Annotated in this window: 15 protein-coding genes; all 15 read right to left on the bottom strand. The window is 65.7% G+C overall.

Annotated elements, in window-relative coordinates:
* Positions 1 to 113: 113 nt before the first annotated feature.
* Positions 114 to 800, bottom strand: a complete 687-nt coding sequence (locus B0E48_RS15175) for a helix-turn-helix transcriptional regulator (protein ID WP_077518992.1) — start codon at positions 798 to 800, stop codon at positions 114 to 116.
* Positions 801 to 864: 64 nt separating this feature from the next.
* Positions 865 to 3,492, bottom strand: coding sequence for an ATP-dependent helicase HrpB (gene hrpB, locus B0E48_RS15170; RefSeq protein ID WP_077518991.1), 2,628 nt, complete (start codon positions 3,490 to 3,492; stop codon positions 865 to 867).
* Positions 3,493 to 3,587: 95 nt separating this feature from the next.
* Positions 3,588 to 6,224: a type II secretion system secretin GspD gene (gene gspD, locus B0E48_RS15165; RefSeq protein WP_077518990.1), complete on the bottom strand. Its 2,637-nt coding sequence runs from the start codon at positions 6,222 to 6,224 to the stop codon at positions 3,588 to 3,590.
* A gap of 3 nt (positions 6,225 to 6,227) precedes the next feature.
* On the bottom strand, positions 6,228 to 6,956 hold the full coding sequence (locus B0E48_RS15160) for a general secretion pathway protein GspN (RefSeq protein ID WP_077518989.1): 729 nt from the start codon (positions 6,954 to 6,956) through the stop codon (positions 6,228 to 6,230).
* On the bottom strand, positions 6,953 to 7,618 hold the full coding sequence (gene gspM / locus B0E48_RS15155; RefSeq protein ID WP_077518988.1) for a type II secretion system protein GspM: 666 nt from the start codon (positions 7,616 to 7,618) through the stop codon (positions 6,953 to 6,955). Before gspM ends, B0E48_RS15160 begins: the two co-directional genes overlap by 4 nt.
* Entirely contained in the window at positions 7,615 to 8,805 is a 1,191-nt protein-coding gene (locus B0E48_RS15150) for a type II secretion system protein GspL (protein WP_077518987.1), read from the bottom strand. Before B0E48_RS15150 ends, gspM begins: the two co-directional genes overlap by 4 nt.
* Complete coding sequence (locus B0E48_RS15145) at positions 8,802 to 9,674, bottom strand: type II secretion system protein GspK (protein ID WP_077518986.1); 873 nt, start codon at positions 9,672 to 9,674, stop codon at positions 8,802 to 8,804. Before B0E48_RS15145 ends, B0E48_RS15150 begins: the two co-directional genes overlap by 4 nt.
* Complete coding sequence (locus tag B0E48_RS15140) at positions 9,671 to 10,339, bottom strand: prepilin-type N-terminal cleavage/methylation domain-containing protein (protein ID WP_077518985.1); 669 nt, start codon at positions 10,337 to 10,339, stop codon at positions 9,671 to 9,673. The genes B0E48_RS15145 and B0E48_RS15140 overlap by 4 nt, the downstream gene beginning before the upstream one ends.
* Positions 10,336 to 10,776 carry a prepilin-type N-terminal cleavage/methylation domain-containing protein gene (locus tag B0E48_RS15135; protein ID WP_077518984.1) on the bottom strand — a complete coding sequence of 147 codons (441 nt, stop codon included), beginning with the start codon at positions 10,774 to 10,776 and terminating at the stop codon, positions 10,336 to 10,338. Before B0E48_RS15135 ends, B0E48_RS15140 begins: the two co-directional genes overlap by 4 nt.
* A complete protein-coding gene (locus tag B0E48_RS15130) occupies positions 10,773 to 11,231 on the bottom strand; it encodes a GspH/FimT family pseudopilin (RefSeq protein WP_077518983.1) in 459 nt (152 codons plus the stop codon). Before B0E48_RS15130 ends, B0E48_RS15135 begins: the two co-directional genes overlap by 4 nt.
* A gap of 2 nt (positions 11,232 to 11,233) precedes the next feature.
* Positions 11,234 to 11,659: a type II secretion system major pseudopilin GspG gene (gene gspG, locus B0E48_RS15125; RefSeq protein WP_077519175.1), complete on the bottom strand. Its 426-nt coding sequence runs from the start codon at positions 11,657 to 11,659 to the stop codon at positions 11,234 to 11,236.
* Positions 11,660 to 11,693: 34 nt separating this feature from the next.
* Entirely contained in the window at positions 11,694 to 12,911 is a 1,218-nt protein-coding gene (gspF, locus tag B0E48_RS15120; protein ID WP_077518982.1) for a type II secretion system inner membrane protein GspF, read from the bottom strand.
* Position 12,912: 1 nt separating this feature from the next.
* Complete coding sequence (gene gspE / locus B0E48_RS15115; RefSeq protein ID WP_077518981.1) at positions 12,913 to 14,646, bottom strand: type II secretion system ATPase GspE; 1,734 nt, start codon at positions 14,644 to 14,646, stop codon at positions 12,913 to 12,915.
* 231 nt (positions 14,647 to 14,877) lie between these two features.
* Positions 14,878 to 22,368, bottom strand: coding sequence for an ESPR-type extended signal peptide-containing protein (locus B0E48_RS17920; RefSeq protein WP_168170376.1), 7,491 nt, complete (start codon positions 22,366 to 22,368; stop codon positions 14,878 to 14,880).
* The gene (locus B0E48_RS17915; protein WP_168170375.1) at positions 22,365 to 22,574 is read right to left on the bottom strand and encodes a hypothetical protein; all 210 of its coding nucleotides are present in this window, start codon (positions 22,572 to 22,574) and stop codon (positions 22,365 to 22,367) included. Before B0E48_RS17915 ends, B0E48_RS17920 begins: the two co-directional genes overlap by 4 nt.
* Positions 22,575 to 22,619: the final 45 nt, after the last annotated feature.

Genomic DNA, 22,619 nt, shown 5'->3' with positions numbered 1-22,619 from the left:
GCAACGATCGGGCCTTTTTTTGGACGTCCGAATGCTTCCCTCGCGGCATTCCCCGGAAAGCTGCATGTGGTGCAAACCGGGCTTGTATCAACCGCCTGCTGACCGCACCAGCATCAATCGACCAGCACGCCCAGCATGCCCAGCCGGCGCAAGCCATCCGCGCTGGGCTGCAAGGCGCGTCCCTGCGGCAACCGGCGCAACCAGCCGGCCTCGAACATCGCCGAGGTCAACATCACCCCCAGCGGGCCACCCAGATGCATGCGGCGCTCGGTCCAGTCCAGGCAACTGCGACCATACAGCTGTGACGCATCGGCCAAGGGCAATCCGCTCGATACCAGCGCCTCGATACCAGCCGGTCGCAGAAACAGACCGCGCGTCTCGGTTTGCAGCCAGTCGCGTTGCAACAGCGTGGCGCAGAACGCCACGCCCAGCGCACCGGCCAGATGCCGGTAACAGCAACGCGCCCGGCGCAGTTGCGCATCACCCCTGGCCGGCATCGTATGCGGCGCCGGTGCACGAGCCAGCGCGAGCGATTCCAGCATCGCCGCGACACGCTCATCCGCCAGCCGGTAGTAGCGATGGCGCCCCTGCACCTGCAGCGCCAGCAGACCACCGTCGAGCAGCCGGTGCAGATGTGCGCTGGCGGTGGCCGGCGTGATGCCGGCCGCCTGCGCCAATTCGCCAGCCGGTCGCGAGGTGCCGTCGGTCAACGCGAGCAGCATCGCCGCGCGTGCCGGCTCGGCCAGCAGGCTGCCGAGTTCCGCCAACTGATAACGATTGAGCGGTGCGCCATCGTTCATGCATCCAAGTCTAGCCGGCCCGAGGGCGCGACCTTTCGGGCCAGCCCGAAGTGTCTGCGCGCGCTCAGCTGCCGCGCGGCTTCGCCCGGTGCGTCGGCGTGGCGGTCCACGGATCGTCCGGCCAGGGGTGACGCGGATAACGCCCCTTCAATTCCTTGCGCACTTCCGGATAGGTGCGTTCCCAGAAGCCCTTCAGGTCCTGCGTGACCTGGATCGGCCGGCCGGCCGGCGAGAGCAGGTGCAAGGTGACCGGGATGCGCCCGCCGCCGATGCGCGGCGTGTCGGCCAGACCGAACAGCTCCTGCAGCTTGACCGCCAGCACCGGTGGCTCGCCCTCGGCGTATTCGAGGCGCCGCTGCTGACCACTTGGCACAGTGAGCGTTTCCGGTGCCTGCGCATCGAGCATGCGACGCTGCTCGTAGTCGAACCGCGCCGCCAGCGCCTGCGACAGCTCCTCCGCGTCGAGCGCGTCGAGCCGGTGCTTGCCACCGAGATACGGCGCCAGCCAGTCATCCAGCGAGGCCAGCAGCGCCGCATCGGAGATGTCCGGCAAGCCGAGTTCCGGCATCCACGCGCGCAGCGCCTGCATGCGAGCGCGCAGGCGCTGCGCGTTCGCGCTCCATGGCAGCACGCCGAGGCCCTTGCTGCGCACCGCAGCCAGCATCGCCGGCAGCGCATCCTCGGGTCGCACCGGCACGCTGCGACGTTCCAGCACGATGGCGCCGAAGCGACGTTCGTCGAAAGCCTCGGCCGCCGCGCGTTCGTCGTTCCAGCGCAACGTGCGTTCGCGCGTGAACTGCGCCGGGTAATCACGCTCCAGCACGCGCGGGTCGAGCGGTGCGGCCGCGAGGATCAAACTGTCGCGCGCCTCGAAACGCAGGTCCAGCGCGACCAGCCACGGCTCGCCAAGCAGAGCCGTGTTTTCATGCAGACGCGCACCACGGCCATTCGCCAGCGTATAACGCAATGGATTGTTGTCGTCGCGCCGCGCGATGCGATCGGGGAACGCATGCAGCAGCAGGTCGCCGACGACGTGGCTGTCGGGCATGCCGCTGGCGGCGGTACGGACGTCCAGACGTCGGCGCCAGCCCTTGCTGGCCTGTTCGATCGCCGCCAGTGCGCCGGCATCGACGCCACCGCCACGAGCGCCAGCCATGGATGGCTCAGTGTCGCGAGCGAAGGACGCGCGCTGCACAGGAAGTGCTAGTCCCGCAGGCGCAGGATGCGCAAGAGAGGGGCGAGAGCGGCCACCCGAGCTGTGGCGGTCGCGCCAGGCGTGCAAGGCGGCCACGCGCACACGGAAATCATCGCTGCGTGCCTGCTCGCCGCGCAGCGGCGAGCGTGCTTCCATCAGTGCCAGCAGGTCGGCGATCAACGCGCGCCGTTCATCCGGAGCGCGCAACGCGGCAGCGCCCAGACGCGGGGTGGCGCCGAGTTCCAGCATCCGGCGACCCAGCGCGCTGATGCGCCCACTGCTGTCGAGTGCGCCGAGGCTGCTCAGCAGTTCGCGTGCCTGCGCCAGCGCGCCGTGCGGCGGCGGGTCCAGCCACGGCAGTTGCGCGCTGCTGCTCGCCGTCAAACCCCAGGCCGCCAGTTCCAGCGCGAGGCCGGACAGTTCGGCCTGGGTGATCTCCGCCGTGCGCGCCGCATCGAGCCGCCTGCTCTGCGGCCATAACCGGTACGCCGTGCCTTCCGCCACGCGACCGGCGCGGCCGGCGCGCTGGTCGGCCGAGGCCTGCGAGATGTTGACGGTTTCCAACCGGGTGAAGCCGGAGTTCGGATCGAAGCGCGGCTCACGCGCGAGGCCGCTGTCGATCACCGCACGGATGCCGGGCAAGGTAACGCTGGATTCGGCCACATTCGTCGCCAACACGACGCGTCGCGTGCCCGGCTCGGCGGGGCTCAACGCGAACTGCTGTTCGGCCAGCGACAGCTCGCCGTGCAATACGACCACCTCGACATCACTCCGATCGAGGCTCTGCATGAGTACTGCCTGCGCCCGTGCGATCTCGCGACGGCCGGGCAGGAACGCCAGCACGTCACCATCGCTGTCTTCCAGTGCCTGCCGCACCACGCGTGCGAGTTGATGCTCGACGCTCTCCTGCGCGCGCGCCGGCGGATAGTCGATGCGCACCGGATAGCTGCGGCCGGGGCTGGAGATACGCGGTGCGTGCAGCCATTGCGCGATGCGCTCGCCATCCAGCGTGGCCGACATCACCAGCAGGCGCAGCTCGGGCCGCAGCGTGGCCTGCACATCCAGCGCCAGCGCCACGCCAAGATCACCAGCAAGATGGCGTTCGTGGAATTCGTCGAACAGGATTGCGCCGATGCCGCCCAGTTCGGGATCGTCCTGCAGCATCCGCGTGAGGATGCCTTCGGTGACCACCTCGATCCGCGTGACCGCACTCACCTTGGACTCGAAGCGGATGCGATAGCCCACCGTACGACCGACCTCTTCGCCGAGCTGCTGCGCCATGAACTGCGCGGCGGCGCGCGCCGCGATCCGGCGCGGCTCCAGCATCAGGATCTTCAGCCCCTGCAGCCATGCCGCATCGAGCAGCGCCAGCGGCACCTGGGTGGTCTTGCCGGCACCGGGCGGCGCCTCCAGCACCAGCCGCGGATGTGCGGCGAGTGAGGCGCGGATTTCCGGCAGCAGCGGGGTGATCGGAAAGCGGGGCGTGGATGAAGTCATCCACGCGAATGATAACGGCTGCCAGTCCATGCCTGTGCAGCCGCCACCACGCGCCTCCCCTGGCTCCTATCAGTGCGCAGCTTGCGCGTCGGCGGCTATGGCGTTGCCGACGGTCGCAGACATTCGGCTTCCTGCTTGCGCGCCGCATCGACGCCACCCAAGGCGTGATTTGCCTGCCGCGCCTGCAGGATCACCTGCCAGTTGCGTTCGCACAGGCTGCCGTGGCGCGAACCCTGCCGCCACGACTGCATCGCCAGATCCTGCGCATTCGCATAATCGGCATTGCGCAAGGCGCCCTCGGCGTGTTGCTGCAGCTGTTCCGGCCAGCTGGCGGCGACCGCCGTCGACGCCGGCAGCGGCGCGATCACCGGCACGGCGGACACCGCATGCTGGGATTCCCGCAGAGGCGCCAGCGACTCGAACTTGTTCTGGTAGTCCTCGGTGATCTGCCGGGCATCCTCGCTGCTGCGGATCACCCGCGGCGTGATCAGCACGATCAGCTCGGTGCGGTTGCGGCTGCGGCCGGTAGTGCCGAACAGCCGGCCCAGCCACGGGATGTCGTTGAGTCCTGGAATACCGGTATTGGTGGTGGACTCGTCCTGCTGGATCAGGCCGCCGAGCAGCACGGTCTGGCCGCTTTGCACCGCGACCTGGGTCGCCACATCGCGCTGCGCGATGGTGAAGTTGCCCTGCGTATTGGCGTTGCCCAGCGTCGAACTGACCTGCTGGTGCACGTTGAGGTAGACCAGGCCACCCGGATTCACCCGCGGCTGCACATCGAGAATCACGCCGGTGGGCAGATACGTCACCGAGCTGGCCGTCGTATTCGTGGCGGTCGTCCCGCCCAGCCCGATGATCGAGGTCTGGTTGACCGGGATCTGGTTGCCTACCTGGATGTGCGCCAGCTGGTTGTTGAGTACCACCATCGAAGGTGCCGACAGCGTCTTGGTATTGCCGTTGGTCTCCATCGCACTCAGCGCGACCTGCATCTTGCTGTTGATGAAGGAGTAGAACAGCGCGTCACCCGTGTTGTAGGTGTTGCCGCCCCCGCCCAGCGCGGCCGCCCGATGGCGATATGGCTCGCCGGGCGTGACGCTGCCGTCGCTGTTGGTGGTGCTGCCGGTCAGCCCCTGTAGATACCACTGCACGCCGAACTCGAACTGTCCGGTGAGCGTCACCTCCATGATGCGCGTCTCGATCTGCACCTGCAGCGGCACGTTGTCCAGCTTGGTGATCGCGGTCTTGATCTCCTCCCATTGCGACGGCCGGGCACGCACCATCAGCTGGTTACTGTTGTCGACCGAACTGATCTTCACGCTGCCATCGCTGGAGCTGTACTGCTGGTCGTTCGAGGCACTGCTGCCGGCGTTCTCCAGCCCGCTGCTGCCACTTGAACCACTGCCGCCGATGCCGGACGTGGTGCCCCCGATACCACCGGTGGTGCCACTGCCCGTATTGAGACCACTGCTGCCGCTGCCGATACCGGAGGTGCCGCCCGAACTGCCCAGCCCCCCGGTAGCGCCCGAACTGTCCGTATTGCCGAAGCTGCCGGCGGTGCTGCCTATGCTTTTGCCACTGGCGTTGTCGGCGCTGCCCAGCGTGCCACCGCTCAGGCCGGGCCCGACCTTGCCGCCATTGTCGCTGCTGCCATTGCCGCCGGCACCGTTGGTGTAGATCTGCGCCAGGTACTTCGCCAGATCCGACGCCTTGATGTTGCGCACGTCGTAGACGAACAGCTGCGGTTCGTTGCCGCCACCGCGGTCGATGCGGGTGATCCAGTCGCCGACTTCCTGCAGGTATTCGGGCTGGGTGCTGATCACCACCATTGCATTGGTGCGCTCGATCGGGATGAAACGCAGCATGCCGGCCAGCGGGGTATCGCCATGCGCGCCGAACATGCCATCGAGCTTCGGCATCAGCTCGGCGACGTTCGCATACTGCAGGTTGAACACGCCCACCGACATGCCGCGCAACCAGTCGACATCGAAGGTGCGCACCATGCCTTGGTAGTTGGTCAGCTCATCCGGCGTGCCGGACATCACCAGCAGGTTGCGCGCCGAGTCCACCAGCAGGATCGCGTTCGGCCGCGCGAATGGCTTGATCAGCTTCTGCATCTCGCTGGCCGAGATGTAGTGCAGCGGGAACAGCCGCGCCTGCAGGCCACCCTGCGGTGCGGCGGCGCCGAGACTGGGCACCAGGTTGCCGGCCACGGCGTCCTTCTCCGGCATCACCACGTAACCGCCGTTGCGTTGCACCAGCGCATTGTGCGTCCACGACAACAGGGTCTCCAGGATCGGCAGCGCCTGGTTCGAATCCACCGGCTCGGAGGTTGCGAACGAGATGTTGCCCTGCACACCCGGCACGATCGTGTAGTTCTGCTTGAGCAGGTCGCCGAGGATCGCCTTGACCACCGCCTGCACCGGCTGATTCTCGAAATTGAAGGTGACACCGCCGGGACCGTTCGCCGCCGGTCGTGGCGTAGCCAGCGCGCCCGGCCGGATGAACTGGCCGCTGCCGTGGCTGAGCTCCGATTTCGCCGTGGTTTCGCTGCCGCTGGCGAAGTCGCTGTTCAACGGCAACGGTGCCGGCACCGGGTTCTGCGTGCCGGCCATCGCCTCGCGCTGCAGCGCGCCGTTGTCATGCGGCGCCGGCAGGCTGGCGCAACCGGCCATGCCCACGGTCACGGCCAGTATGGCCATGCGCAGAACTTGCTGAGTGAGTTTGCGTAACATGAATCAACGTACTCCTTCGTTGGCCGCGGCGGCGTTGGCGGCACGACGTTTCTGGATATTTTCTCTTAGTCGCTCGAGCAACGACGGCTGGCCGTTCTCCGGCCCGGGCCCCGGCGGCCGCTTTGAATCAGGACCATTCCTGGGGCCGTTTTGCTGCCTTCCGGCGTCCTGCGGCTCTATTCTGATCATCGCATTCGCGGGAACATCCTGATTGGGGGTATCTACCGCTGGATCGGTTTTCTGGCCATCGAAGGGCGCCCCGGCGGGTAGCTTCAATTCGGCGCGGCCAGTGGATGTGTCGAACAGCGCCGAGCGTGGCCGCACCTCGACCAGGGTTACGCTGCCATCCGGCAGCGACTCACCCTCGCGCAGGCGCACCTCATGGTGCTCGGCATTCTTGTCGCGCAGCAAGGCCATGCGCAGACCCGGCGTGAGGATGATGCCGGTCAGCTCGAGATCACCAATGCTGGTGCCCGCGTTGGCCACCTGTGGTACCGGCTTGCGATCGGGGCTGAACAGCGGCTTCTGCCAGATCACCGCAAACTGTTCCAGCGGCAACGGCAGCGGCAAACTCGCGGCATTGCCGACCGCTGACAACGGCGGCAGCGCTCGCGGTGCACCCCAATGCACTTTGCGCCCGACACCACCCAGCAACAACAGCCACAGGGTGCCAAGCACAACCGCGCTCACCCCAAGCACCGACGTCAGCTTGCGCTGATGAGCAGCATTCATGGCGTGGCTCCCTCACCGGGTTGCTGCAGGCCAGCCGGCGCAGTCACCGGAGCTGCGGCAGGACTCGCGTGCGACGGGCGCAGGTAGCCGGACAGCGTGAACTGTACTTCCAGCGGCGCCGCGTGATTCTGCTGCGCCGCCACCGGATTGCGGTAGATGCTGAGATCGTCGATGAATACGTATGGCGTGCCCTGCTCCAGTGCGTGCAGGACATTCGCCAGCGATTCCATGTCACAGCTCAGGTTGATGCTCACGGCGGCCTTGCGGTAAGGCTCACCCGGTGTGACCGGCGGATTGGGCAACGGCATCTTCTGGCTCACCTGACAACTGCCGGGGTGGGTGCTGTTGCCCACCACGTCGACCACGCGCTGCATCAGATCCGCGGCAGCGGTGTTCGGATCATCGTCGGCGAGAAACGCACGGCTGGCGGCCTGGTCGGCGCCGAGCGCAGCAAGGCGTTGCTGCAACGCCGGCTTTTCGGCAATCGCCGCCGCGTAGCGGCTGTGCGTGTCGCGCAGGTCAGCCATCTCGCCATGAATCTGCCGCAATGGCGCCACGAACCACCAATGTAGCAGCACGAAGTAAGCCAGCAGCAGCGCCAGCAACAGCAGCAGGACTGCCGCAATACGGCTCTCGCGCGGATTGAGTGTCACCATCTTCATGGCGCACCCCCGTTGCCGGTCGACGCCGCGACCGCGGGCTTTGCCGGAGCCACATTCGGCTGATGCAATTGCGCGGTCAGGTAGAAACGCTCCTTGCCGCTGGTGGGATCGGGTTGGATGCTGCCCTGGAAACTGGCCTGAGTGATCAACGTGGAGTCTTTCAGCACATCGAGCAGTTTCGCCGCCTGCGGGCTTTGCCCCTGCATGCCGATCTGGCCCGTGTTGTCGACGTTGAAACGCTCCAGCCACGCACTGTCCGGCAATCGCGTGCTGGCGTCCTGCAACAGACTGAGCATGGTCACAGTGTTCTTCTTGCGCTGGACCAGGAAACCGGCGGCGCCCACATTGTCCTGCAACTGCTGACGCAACGACGCAACCTGTTGTGCCTCGCCGCGCATGTCCTCGACCTCGCTCCGCATCTGCGTCAATACGGTCTGCCGATTGTGCAGCCACTGGCCCAGCAGCAGCACCAGCAAGATCACGCACGCCGCCACCAGCGCCAGATTCAGGCGTCGTCGCGGCCGCACCTGTCGCGGGGTCTGTTCCGGTGGCAGCAGGTTGACCCCGAGCCGATCGTTGCCGACCGCCAGATCCACCGTGTCGATCGAAACACCGAGCGAGCGCAGCCGCGCCAGCAAGGGGTCCAGCGTGCCACGCGTGACCGCCAGCAACTCCGCATTGAAGCGCCCTGCGGTGGCCGGCACGCTCAGCTCGCGTACCGCGTAATACACCTGGGTCACGTTGAACGGGGTCTGCCGATCCATCTCGAACGCCATCACCTGCTGCAGGTTGTCGCGCGCGGCGGTTGGCAGCGCCAACGTTCGCCGCAGCACGACGGCTGACGGCAACAGCAGCGCCAGCCGCAAGTCCTCCCGATCCACTTTCTGCAGTGCCGCGTTCAACGCAACCTGCCCGATACCTGCATCGATGGCAGACGTCTCGGCGTGATCATCCCAGCGGACCAGCACCTCGTCGTGGCCGGCGCGGCGCAGCGTCCATTGCATGTCTGCGTACTGGAGCACGTGCCAGTCTGCACCGCCGCCAAACCAGCCGTGCCAGCGCGGCGGCAGCAACGTGCGCAACTCACCTGCCCACCAACCGAGGAAGACCGGCAACGGCGAAGCACGCCAGCCACGACGCAAACGATCCACCAGCGGCCGCAACGACTGCATTGCCGTATTACTCATTCCGCATTTCCCTCCTGCCAGCGCAGCACCATATACGGTTGCGTGCTGCCCCGCCCCGTCTGCATACGAATCGTGGCGCGCAATTCTGCGCGCGTGCCGTCGGCCAGCGTGGCCTCCGACCGGATACTATGCGTGGTTCCGTTGTTGAGAACCAGACTAGGATCGTTTGCACTCCGCGCGCGTGCAGCCTGGATCACACTCAGCTGCTCCGGGGTCATTCCCGGAATCGCTGCCAGCGCCAACGGCGGCGCGGTGTTCGGATCCGGACTGGTGTTGCCTGACCAGATCGTGACCACCGGCGCCACCGTACGATAGACCGCAGGCGTCATGCCAAGCACCATCTGCAGTTCCTCGATACTGGCGAACGGCCCATGCCGCGGGCCGTAGTCACGCCCGGCGGCCGTATAGGCGGCACGCTGGGTTTGCGCCACGCTGTCGATGCCAGGCGGGTTACGCCAGTCCATCACGTTGCCAGCCGCCGCCTTCGCATGCACCGGCTCCATCCCGGCGGCCTGGAACAGGGCTTGCAGCACGTCTGGTGTAGCGCTATTGATATCCACCTTGCCGCCTTCGTCGATCGCCGACACCGCAACGGTGGCGTTGTCGTAGCGGAACGAATAAGTACGTCCATCACCAATCCAGCGCTGTTTGAGTACAGGATTCTGCAGTCCGTAAACCGCGCGCATCAGGCCCGCTTCGGCGTCGTAATGCGCCTGGGCCTGGGTAAACTCATAGCGCGCCTGCAAGCCCTCGGTGCGCGCCAGGGCGGCGTAGCCGCCCAGCAGGATCGCCAGCAGGGTGCATGCCCACAACACCAGCAACAGGGCCACGCCACGCTGCCCGGTACGCCGGGATAGTGGCCTTCTCATGGCAGACCTCCACCACGCAGGCCGGCCCGAGGCAGACTGGTTTGCCCATTGCTGTTCAGTGGATTGGCGCGCAATGGCACATCCAGTTGCGGCCAGGCCTGGTTGCCCAACGGTCGCAGTTCGATGCGCACCAGCTGTGGCAGCACCCGACCATCGGCCCACGCGCCGGACCACGGCACGGCGGCGCCATCGCCATCGACACCGCGATAACTGAAGCTGCCGTCCTTGATGTGATCGAACAGCACTTGCGGGTCGCCCAGCGGCCTGGGCGGCTGACCGTCCGGCGGCAGTACCGCCAGACGCAGTTCCAGCCGCTGGCTGCCGTTGCCGTCATCGACCAGCCGCAGTTGCTGCAGTTGCGGACCGAGCTTGCCGAGATAGCCAGGCAGCGGCGCGACATAACGCATCTCACGCGCACTACCCTCGAAATAAATCGCATCACCATGGTCGTTGTGGCTGATCGGCTGGATCAGGCTCTGCGCCAGCTCGCGGCGCAGGAACCCTTCGGCGGAACGGATCTGGTCGATCCGCTCGATCGCCGAGGTCCCCGTTCGCACGCTGCGGGTGGCAGTGCGAATGCCCGAATACACACCGACCAGCAGCAGCGCCAGCAACACCAGCGCTGCGAGCACTTCGAGCAGGGTGAACCCGCCAGCGCGCTTCATGGGGAGGCCTGCGCGTTGCCGATGCCAGCAGCGTCGACTTCGGGGCCGCCCAGTCGCAACGTGCGGAAATGTGCCGAACGTGGGTGCACTGACGGTCCCCACTGCACATCCAGATCCAGCTGGTACAGATGCAGCGGTGCAGCGGGTTCCGCGACACCGGCCTGATTCCACGACGTGACGTTGAGTTGCCAGCGGAACTGCTGATTGAACCGGCCCGAGCTAGTGCCCGGCTTGACCGCTTGCCCCACGAACGCACTGTCGAGCAGGCTGCGCGCCCACATCGCCGCCTCGCTGTGCTCGGCCGCGTTCTGGCTGAGGCTGATCGAGGCGCCGGTCACCTTCATCAGCGCGGTGAACGCGATCGCCAGCAACATGATCGCGGCGATCACCTCGAGCAGGCTGAAGCCCCTTTGCGATAGCGGGCGCGAGCGGATCATCGCGCGGCCACCGTGTCGACCACGCGCACTTCGCCGGTCAGCCAGGACACATTGACATGCCACTGGCGCTTGCCGCTCTGCAAGGTGATGCGCCCGCCAGTGGAACTGCCGTCCGGGAAAAAACGGATGCGCCCGGTGTGATCGTTCGGCTGATCCTCTTTCGCGCTGGTGATGCTCACGCGCAGACCCTTCGGCAGGCGCACGTCCTGCTGCTTCACATTGCGATAGCTGTCCGCACGGGTATCCACGTCGAAGTTCTGTTCTTCACCGCGCACGATGGCCTGCGTGCGGGTGGCCCGCAATGCGGCGGCCAGCTCGCTGCTCGCGGCACGCACGCGCGCACTGGCCAGACCCTGCGTCACCGAGATCGATGCGGCGGCAGCAGCGATGCCGATCAACAGGATCACCGCCAGCATTTCGAACAGGGTGAAGCCGCGGGCGCGTGAAGCGATCATGGCTACTGCCAGTTACCCACGTCAGCGTTGTAGCCGTCACCGCCCGGCTTGCCGTCCTGACCGTAGAAGATCAGGTCGAAATTGCCGTGATCGCCGGGATATTTGTAACCAAACTCATGTCCCCACGGATCCTTCAGCAAGGACTCCTTCGCATACGGGCCGTGCCAGTTGGGTGCATTGGCCGGCTTGACCACCAGATCCTCCAACTGCTGCGGCGGACTGCCGTTGTCCAGCGCGTAACCATCGATGTCCTGGCCCAGCGTGTTCAGCTGCGCCTTGCCGGCACCGTACTTGCCCTTGTCGACGCTGCCGCTGACCGAGCGAACCACAATGGTGCCGATGATGCCGATCAGCACGATCACCGCGAGCATTTCGAGCAGGGTGAAACCGGCGTTCGAGCCGAGTCGTCGTGGTTGCCTGTACTGCATGGAGATCACCTCGGGTTTGCGAAGGGTTGCGTGTCTATTGGATGTTGCTGGTCAGGCTGAGCAGCGGCAACAGGATCGCCGCCATGATGAAGGCCACCATCACCGTCATCACGATCGTCAACGCCGGTACCAGCGCAGCCAGTAAACGATCGATCGCACGTTTGGACTCAAGTTCAAATGTATCGGCGACTTTCAGCAGCATGGTGTCGAGCTGGCCGGCTTCCTCGCCCACCTGCACCATCTGCATCGCCAGTCGCGGGAACAGTTTCGACTGGCCCAGCGCGAGGCTCAGACCGTTGCCACCCTTGACCTGCTCGTGTGCCTCGCTCAACGCCTTGTCCAGCGCGCGGTTGGAAGTGACCTGACGCGCGATGGTCAGCGACGACAGCAGCGGCACGCCGTTCTTCAGCAAGGTGCCGAGCGTGCGCGCGATGCGGGCGGTCTCCACCTTCAGCAGCAACGGCCCGACCAGTCGGATGCCCAACAGCTTCGTATGCCAGGCCAGCCGCGCCTGCGGATCGCGCAAGCGCGCCCGCCAGACGAACAGACCACCGCCAAGCAGCAGCAGGATCAGCCACCACCAGGCCTGCAGCGTGTTGCCGATCGCCAGCACCGCCTCGGTAATCCACGGGATCGGCACCTGCATGTCGGCAAAGATCGGCACGAACTGCGGCACCACATAGGCCAGCAGCAGCACCAGCGAGCCGAGTACGCCGACCATCAGGAAGGCTGGATAGATCAGCGCATTGACGATACTGCCGCGCAGCGCCTGCGAACGCTCCAGATAATCGGCGAGCCGGCGCAGCGTCTCCTCAAGCGAGCCGCCCGCTTCGCCGGCGCGCACCAGGCTGACGTACAGCTTGGGAAATACACCATGTTCCTCGTCCAGCGCCGAAGACAACGTGTTGCCACCGCGCACCCGATCGCGCACGCGTTCGACCAGCTTCTTCGCGTGCTCGCTCTCGGGCAGATCGAGCAGGATGCTGAGCGCGCGATCCAGTGGCTGACCGGCACCGAGCAGGGTCGCCAACTGATGGGTGAACTGCGCCAGCTGGTCGCCAGTGAACGGACCGCGCTTGAACAGCGCCGCCAGGCCACTGCCGCCGCCCGTGCCATCGGCTGGCTGCGCTTCCAGCGGGACATGGCCCTGATCCTGCAGGCGGCCGATCACTTCCTCGACGCTGGCCGCTTCCATCTGACCTTGCAGCGTCTCGCCGGCATCGCTGATCGCCTTGTAACGGAACTGCGCCATCTCAGTTTTCCTGCGACACGCGCAGGACCTCTTCCAGCGTGGTGATGCCGGCCACGGCCTTGGCGATGCCATCCTCGTACATCGTGCGCATGCCCTCGGCGCGTGCCAGGCGCTCGATCTCGCCGGCGTCGGCACGCTGCATCACCAGCCTGCGCAGCGGATCGCTCATCACCAGAAATTCCATGATTGCGCGACGGCCGCGGTAGCCGCTCGGATTGGCCGCGCTGCTGCCCGGCTTCCACAGCCGGATCGGTCGCTCGTCGGTGTATTTCTCCAGTTCGAACTGCGCTATCACTTCCGGCAACGCCTCATACGAGGTCGCGGTTTCCGGATCGAGCCGGCGTACCAGACGCTGCGCCAGGATGCCGTTGACAGTGGAGCCGAGCAGATAATCCTCGACACCCATATCCAGCAATCGGGTGATGCCGCCGGCCGCGCTGTTGGTATGCAGCGTCGACAGCACCAGGTGACCGGTGAGCGCGGACTGGATCGCGATGCGGCAGGTTTCCAGATCGCGCATTTCGCCGATCATGATCACGTCCGGATCCTGGCGCACGATCGAGCGCAGCGCACCGGCGAAATCCAGCCCGATCTGCGGCTTCACCTGGATCTGGTTGATGCCTTCGATCTGGTATTCGACCGGATCCTCGACCGTGATGATCTTCACGTCTGGCTTGTTGATCTGCGACAGCGCGGTGTACAGCGTGGTGGTCTTGCCCGAACCGGTCGGCCCGGTCACCAGCAGGATGCCGTGTGGGCGATCCAGCACGTCGACGAAGCGCTGCTGGAAATGGTCGGTGAAGCCGAGCGAGGCGAAATCGAACACGATCGATTCGCGATCGAGGATGCGCATCACCACCGATTCGCCGAAGCTGGTCGGCACCGTCGACACGCGCAGGTCGAGTTCCTTGCCCTGCACGCGCAACTGGATGCGCCCATCCTGCGGCAACCGTCGCTCGGCGATGTTCAGTCGCGCCATGATCTTCACGCGCGAAATCACTGCCGCGGTGGATGAGGACGGTGGCGCCTCCACTTCATGCAGCACGCCGTCGATGCGGTAACGCACCTTCAGGTGATTCTCGAACGGCTCGATATGCACATCCGACGCGCGCTGTTCGACTGCGCGCTGCAGGATCAGGTTCACCAACCGGATGACGGGTGCTTCGGAGGCAAGATCGCGCAGATGCTCGACATCGTCCTCTTCGGCCGCGCTGCCATCGAGGTTCTCCACGATGGTGCCCATCGCCGAACGACCGCTACCGTAATAACGTTCGATCAGGCCATCGATTTCCGAGCGCAGGCCCACCCGCAACGCGACCGATCGGCCCGCCGCCAGTTCGACCGCCTGCAGCGGATACGGATCGGCCGGATCGGCCACGATCAGCGCCAATCCGTCCTTGTCGTCCTGCACCGGTACCACGTGCTGCTGCTTCAGAAAGCGCAGTGATAGGTCCAGATCGGCTGGCGGCAGTTCCGGCGCATCGCGCGCAGACAGCAGTGGCACCTGCAGCAACTCCGCCCACGCTTCGGCCAGATCGCGCTCGGACACCAGTCCAAGCGTGGCCATCAGGGTAGTCAACGTGCCCTCGGACGATTCCTCGTGCAACCGGCGCGCGCGGCCCAGATCGCTGTCTTTCAGGCGACCTCGCGCAACCAGCCATGCGCAGACTTCCGCTTCGCGACCGTCCAGCATCTTGCCCGCCTCGCTGGTCACCGGCTCAATGGTTGCCGACATCCATCCACCCCACTCAAGTTCATGCGATTGCCCCGTCAACGCCCCCGGCGCCCACGTGGTAACCGCCATTGGTATCACATCCAGCCAGCGAGAGGCGAGCATGGTCGGGGCAACATGAAAGCGATCTGACCAACACGTGACATATTGAGCCATTCAGCGCAAAAAACCGGCGCCGCTAGGGCGCCGGTTTCGGTCAAATCCAGCGGCCCGGCAAGCCGGGCTGCCGTCGGCTTACCAGCCGAAGCCCACGCCCACACCGCCGGAGGCCTCGTTGCCGCTGACGGCGGCACCGAAGGTCACGTTCGCCTTCGGCGACAACTGTCGCGAATAGCCCACCGACAACGCCGCTTCGCCGTGGTAACCACCCAGGCCCACGCCAACCCGGTTGGCCGTGTTGATGCCCTGCGTGCTGAACGACATCTGCGACATCGCCGCACCCATCGCACCGACCTGGTTCATGCGCTTGTCCACCGCATGGAATTGCTCGTTGACCTGGTCGCGCAGCGAGTTGACGTCGCTGGTGGTGGCAAAGCTGCCGAACTTCTGATCGGTATAGGCCTTGGACTGGCTCAGGGTCTGCTGGTCGCCGGCATCGGCATAGGTCTTGGCGGTGACCAGCGCCTGCTGCACCTGATCCTGTACCTGGCCGAGATTCGCGGCGTCGGTCGCCTGAGTGCCGGCGGCGACGTTGGTGATCTGGCGCTGATTGCTTACCGTACCCACCGACACCGTGTTGGCACGATCGGCTACCGAACCCTGACCCAGCGCTACCGCACCGACTGCCGTCACCGAACTGCCCTGACCGATCGCCGTGCCGGAAGCCGCCGTCACCGACGCGCTCTCGCCCACCGCCACCGCATTGGTTGCTGCCGCAGCAATGGTGGTATTGGCGCCGACTGCCGTACTGCCGTCTGCATTCACCTTGGCGTTGCCGCCGATCGCGGTGTCGTTCGGGCCGGCCGCGTAGCTGTCGCCACCGACCGCCGTGCCGTGATCGCCGCCAACCCCCGCATTGGCACCGATCGCCACGCCGCTCGAGCCGGATGCCACCGTGGCCAGATCGCTGCCGTCGCTGGCACCGTCAACCGCCACGCGAGGGCCGTTGGCGCTACCGGGGACGGTCTGCTGCAGGCCGGCGATGCTGGTCAGCGCCCCACTGAGTACACCATCCAGCGCACTCAATGCATCACCGACGTTGCTGTAGCTGCCACCCTGGATCGCATAGCTGGGCATGCCGATGCTGCCACCCGCCTGCAGCATCGCACCGCCGCCGAGGGTGCCGAGCAGGTCCGCGATCTGCCCCACGGTAGCCGCATCGCTCAACACGTTACTGGCCTGCAGATTGCTGATGCGCGTACCGTTGCTGCCAGCCAGGGTCACCTGATCATCGTTGCCGTCATCGTATTTCACGACGCTGTCGGCGAGATCGCCAAGTCCGCTGGAGACGCCGGCCACGGCCGCATCCAGCTGACTCTTGTTCACCGCATCAGTTTCCTCCGTACCAGCCGCCACATTGGTGATCTGGCGTTCGGTGCCGGTATTGCCCACCGAGACGGTGTTGTCACGATTCGCCCAGGAGTTCGCACCCAGAGCAACGCTATTGGCAGCCAAGGCGGTGCTGGTGTCGCCGATGGCCACGCTGCTGGCACCCGCAGCCCAGCTGTTGATACCGAGCGCGGTGGCATTCTCACCTGGCGCGTAGGCAAAGTAGCCTATCGCTGTGGCACCGAAGCCAGCCTCAGTGATGGCACCGACGGCAGTGGCATAGTCATCCGTTGCCTGTGCACCGGCACCAAGTGCCGTGGCATTTTCTCCAGTGGCCATCGTCTGCACATAGAACCCTTCGCCAGGCAGCAGGTCTGCCATGCCGCCGAGTGCAACGCTGCCATTGCCGGTCGCCACGCTCTGCGTGCCGACGGCAGTGGCGAAGTCGCCGGTGGCATTGGCCACGGCACCTAATGCGAGCGACTGCTCACCGCTGGCATAGGCACCCACGCCGAACGCCGAAGCGGCAAATCCACTGGCTTGCGAACTGGCGCCCACTGCCGTGCCGGCGACCCCTGCACTGGTTGCACCGATGGTGATCGGATTGCCGTCCATGTCCTGCACCAACGGGTTACCGTCTTCATCGACCGCCGTACCACCCACCGCCACGCTGGCCGGACCGGTGGCCTGGGCATAGACACCAAAAACGGCGCTATTGGTTCCGGTAGCAACCGCGCCGTAGCCGACGGCAGTCGCGAAGTCGGCATAGGTCACTGCGCCGCTGCCAAATGCTGACGAGCCCACACCAAAGGCCCCAGCGCCGGAGCCCACGGCCGTGGCGTAATCGCTGGCGGCGTAGCTGTTGTAACCATACGACGCGCTTTCAACACCCACCGCGAAGCTGTTCGCGCCACCAGCCACCGAGTGCGTGCCAAGCGCCAGTGCATCTTCACTGCCGTCCATTGAACCGTCAGCAGCAAACAGCGGATTCCCCTTCGCGGCGATGTTTTCGGCCACCGCATTGAGCTGATCCACGTTCACCGCATCGGTGCCGGCGGTACCGTTCGCCACATTGCCAACCGTCACCGGTGTCGTACCATCGCCCAGCACGACTGCCTTGCGCGTCGCATCGGTGTAGAACACCGCGGTGCTGTTGATCGTGCCGATCGCTGCCGTGTTGCCGGCAATCGCCGTCGTGTTCGCGGCAATCGCCGTTGTGTTCGACGCCACTGCATCATTGGTGGTCTTCAGCTGACCGCCGTTCACTGCATCGGTGCTGCCCGCCGCGACCGTGCCGGCCGCCACGTTGGTCACCTGGCGCTCGCCACCGACCGTACCCACCGACACGCTGTTCGCACGATCCGCCTGCGCGTTCGCACCCAGCGCCACGCTGTTATCCGCGTTGGCGACGCTGCCGTAACCCACCGCCGTGCTGTTCGCGCCCATCGCACTGGACAGCGAGCCCACTGCCGAGGCGTTGTCGGTAAACGCGAAGCTGCCGGCGCCCAGCGCCACCGTGTTGTTGCCATTGGCCGACGCACCGTAACCGTACGACGCACTCTCATCGCCGATCGCGAAGCTGTTCGCACCACCGGCCACCGTGTGCTCACCGATCGCCAGCGCATCTTCGCTGCCGTCGGTCGCGCCGTCCGCATCAAACAGGTGCGAGGCCTTTGCCGTCGACGCCGTCTGCGCGTTCAGCTGCGCCACGTTCACCGCATCCGTGTCGGCCGTGCCGGCTCCCACATTGCTCACCGTCACCGCCGTCGTGCCATTACCCAGCACCACCGCCTTGCGCGTCGCATCGGTGTAGAACACCGCGGTGCTGTTGATCGTGCCGATCGCTGCCGTGTTGCCGGCAATCGCCGTCGTGTTCGCGGCAATCGCCGTTGTGTTCGACGCCACTGCATCATTGGTGGTCTTCAGCTGACCGCCGTTCACTGCATCGGTGCTGCCCGCCGCGACCGTGCCGGCCGCCACGTTGGTCACCTGGCGCTCGCCGCCGACCGTACCCACCGACACGCTGTTCGCACGATCCGCCTGCGCGTTCGCACCCAGCGCCACGCTGTTGTCCGCGTTGGCGACGCTGCCGTAACCCACCGCCGTGCTGTTCGCGCCCATCGCACTGGACAGCGAGCCCACTGCCGAGGCGTTGTCGGTAAACGCGAAGCTGCCGGCGCCCAGCGCCACCGTGTTGTTGCCATTGGCCGACGCACCGTAACCGTACGACGCGCTCTCATCGCCGATCGCGAAGCTGTTCGCACCACCGGCCACCGTGTGCTCACCGATCGCCAGCGCATCTTCGCTGCCGTCGGTCGCGCCGTCCGCATCAAACAGGTGCGAGGCCTTTGCCGTCGACGCCGTCTGCGCGTTCAGCTGCGCCACGTTCACCGCATCCGTGTCGGCTGTACCGTTCGCGACGTTGGTGATCTGACGTTCCTTTCCGGCACTACCCACCGACACCGTGTTGGCACGATCAGCCACCGAGTCCGCACCCAACGCCACCGCATCATTGGCGATGGCCTGCGCGGAGTTGCCCAGCGCCGTTCCATTGTGACCCGAGGCCGTTGACAAGCCGCCCACCGCCGTCGCGTAGTCGCTTGATGCAACCGCGTTGAAGCCCACTGCCACCGAGGTCAAACCACTGGAAATGCTCTCCGCACCAAGTGCAGTCGATACCAGACCCGACGCCAGGCTGTAGTAGCCCATTGCCGTCGATTCCACGCCACTGGCTTCGCTCAACACGCCGGACGCGACACTGCCGTCGCCGCTGGCTACGCTGCCGGCGCCGAAGGCGGCACTCTGCTCGCCGGAAGCCTCGCTCTCCGCACCTACTGCCGTTGCATACTCGGCGCTGGCCTTCGCCGTCTCGCCAATCGCGACAGTGTTCGCGCCGGTGGCCTGAGCACCACTGCCGTATGCAGATGCACCTTCATCGCTGGCAACACTGTCGCTGCCGGTCGCCACGCTACCAACGCCACTGGCCTGCGCGTTATTGCCTGTGGCCACGCTGTTGTCACCACTGGCCGTGCTGCCGTAACCGGTAGCCGTGCTGAATTCACCCATCGCACTAGCCAGCGAACCGACCGCAGACGCCCCCGTCATGAATGCGAAACTGCCGGCACCCAACGCCACACTGTTGTCGCCCATCGCGCCCGAGCCAAAGCCGTACGCCGCACTCTCCGTGCCTCCGGCGAAGCTGCTGGCGCCCGATGCAGTCGAGTGATCACCGTAGGCAAACGAGTCTTCGCTGCCATCGGTCGCACCGTCCGCCTGGAAGAAGCGCGTCGCGCCCGTCATCGAATCGTTCAGCTGCGCCACGTTCACCGCATCCGTGTCGGCCGTACCGGCCGCCACGTTGCCCACCTTCACCGCCGTCGTGCCGTTGCCCAGCACCACCGCCTTGCGTGTCGCATCGGTGTAGAACACCGCCGTGCTGTTGATCGTGCCAATCGCCGCCGTGTTGCTGGCGATGTTCGTCGTGTTCAACGCCACTGCCGCATTGGTCGTATCAAGCTGGCCTTTGTTCACGGCATCCGTGGACTGTGTCCCCGCCGCCACGTTGGTGACCTGACGCTCGTTGCCGACCGTACCCACCGACACGCTGTTCGCGCGATCCGCCTGCGAGTTCGCACCCAGCGCCACGCTGTTGTCCGCATTGGCGACGCTGCCGTAACCCACCGCCGTGCTGTTGGCACCGACCGCATTTGCGCCCCAGCCCAGCGCAGATGCCCCGTCACTGAGCGCAAAACTGTGCGCGCCGATCGCCGTGCTGAAGTCGCCTTCCGCATCCGCACTGGCACCGTACGACGCACTGTCTTCGCCGAGCGCGAAGCTGCTTGCGCCGGCTGCCACCGCGTGCGTGCCGATCGCCAGTGCATCTTCATTGCCGTCCGTCGCGCCGTCGGCGTCAAACAGGTGCGATGCCTTCTCTGTCGTTGCCGCCTGCGCATTGAGCTGGCTGACGTTCACCGCATCCGTGTCGGCCGTACCGGCCGCCACGTTGCTCACCTTCACTGCTGTTGTCCCGTTACCGAGCACCACCGCCTTGCGCGTCGCATCGGCATAGAACACCGCCGTGGTGTTGATTGTGCCGATCGCCGCCGTGTTGCTGGCGATGTTCGTCGTGTTCAACGCCACTGCATCATTGGTGGTCTTCAGCTGACCGCCGTTCACCGCATCGGTGCTGCCTGCGGCCACGGTGCCCGCCGCCACGTTGGTGATCTGACGCTCGCCGCCCACCGTACCGACCGACACGCTGTTCGCGCGATCCGCCTGCGAGTTCGCACCCAGGGCCACGCTGTTGTCTGCACCGGCCGTGCTGCTGTAACCCAGTGCCGTGCTGTTCGCGCCGACCGCACTGGCCAGCGAACCGACCGCCGACGCATTGTCGACATCCGCGAAGCTGCCCGCGCCCAGCGCCACAGTGTTGTTGCCGGTAGCCGACGCACCGGCGCCGTATACCGCACTCTCATTGCCGATCGCGAAGCTGCTCGCGCCGGCTGCCACCGAGTGCGTGCCGATCGCCAGTGCATCTTCGTCGCCGTTGGTCGCGCCATCGGCGTCAAACAGGCGGGATGCTTTCACCGTCGTGCCAGCCAGCTGTGCCACCGCCTGGTTCGTGTTGTTGAGCTGGTCGCCGTTCACCGCATCCTTGCTGTTGGCGCTGACGTCACCGGCCGCCACGTTGCCCACCTTCACCGCCGTCGTGCCGTTGCCCAGCACCACCGCCTTGCGTGTCGCATCGGTGTAGAACACCGCCGTGCTGTTGATCGTGCCAATCGCCGCCGTGTTGCTGGCGATGTTCGTCGTGTTCAACGCCACTGCCGCATTGGTCGTATCAAGCTGGCCCTTGTTCACGGCATCCGTGGACTGTGTCCCCGCCGCCACGTTGGTGACCTGACGCTCGTTGCCGACCGTACCCACCGACACGCTGTTCGCGCGATCCGCCTGCGAGTTCGCACCCAGCGCCACGCTGTTGTCCGCATTGGCGACGCTGCCATAACCCACCGCCGTGCTGTTGGCACCGACCGCATTTGCGCCCCAGCCCAGCGCAGATGCCCCGTCACTGAGCGCAAAACTGTGCGCGCCGATCGCCGTGCTGAAGTCGCCTTCCGCATCCGCACTGGCACCGTACGACGCACTGTCTTCGCCGAGCGCGAAGCTGCTTGCGCCGGCTGCCACCGCGTGCGTGCCGATCGCCAGTGCATCTTCATTGCCGTCCGTCGCGCCGTCGGCGTCAAACAGGTGCGATGCCTTCTCTGTCGTTGCCGCCTGCGCATTGAGCTGGCTGACGTTCACCGCATCCGTGTCGGCCGTACCGGCCGCCACATTCACGATCTTACGCTCGGCACCGGCGTTGCCCACCGACACCGTGTTTGCCACATTGGCAAGCGAGCCGGCGCCCAGCGCCACGCTGTTGGCCGCCGTGGCTTGCGCCGCAAAGCCGAGCGCGGAGGCACTTGTCGCGGCAGCTTTCGCAACGCTACCAATCGCAGTCGACTGTGCCGCGCTGGCGCTCGAGTACGCGCCATTGGCCACGGCATAGCCACCATTGTCCGGGCCAACGCCCGGCGCATTCGCATAAGCCTTGTAACCTGACGCAGTGTTGTACGAGCCATTGTTGGCCTGGGCATACACGCCCACCGCACTTCCCCCCTGGTTGTCACCACCACCTTGCGGATCGGCCTGGCTGCCAAAACCCACCGCAATGCTGCCCTTGCCGGCAACATTTTTATGCGCCGTGGTGTCACCCCCACCAATGGCGAGCGAACCCGGACCAGAACCACCCAGTGGCGCACCAGTGGCCTGCGCCTGTCCGCCGATGGCGATAGAGTAGAAGCCACTCGCATTTGCAGAATTGCCTGCAGCAACCGCGTTGATGCCGGAAGAAACACTGTTCAGGCCAAGTGCCATGCTGGCCGCACCGGACGCCCAGGCATTGCTGCCAAACGCAAGGGTGTCCGCGCCATCCGCCTTGGCGTCGAGACCACAGGACAAGGCATCCGCTCCATTGGCAGTTGGCTGGTGGCCACTCGCATAGAGAGCTTCGCAAGGAGAAACACCCGCAGCAGCGTGAGCCGAGCTTGCGGCCATCGCCAGGCCCACGGCCAGCGTTGCCGCGGAGGCGCGCAGACGCTTGGAGGCGCCACCCTTGCCACTGGCCTTGGCGTGCTCGGAAGCAACCACCAGCATACCCAACGACTTGTTCCATACCTTGCTATAGATCTTGTTCAAGACACTGCCCCCAACTGGAATTTTTCGAATTCGACGCGCACCTGCCGCAGCAAGCGCGCGCCGAATGACATGATTTTTGCCTGCCATCTGCAGGTCTTTTCGAAACAGGTAAAGCAGACTTGCGCGCCGGTTACTTCCGGATCTGAAGGCGCGCGCGTGTTTTTGCGGGCAGCTTCGTCACCACGGCATTTCGTTGTCCGATGCATGTGAGACTCCGCCCATGCGGGCGGAGTCTCATTGGCTTGCGACGA

It is taken from the genome of Rhodanobacter sp. C03, assembly GCF_002001175.1.
GTDB lineage: Bacteria > Pseudomonadota > Gammaproteobacteria > Xanthomonadales > Rhodanobacteraceae > Rhodanobacter.
This window is presented reverse-complemented; position numbering and strand designations above follow the sequence as displayed.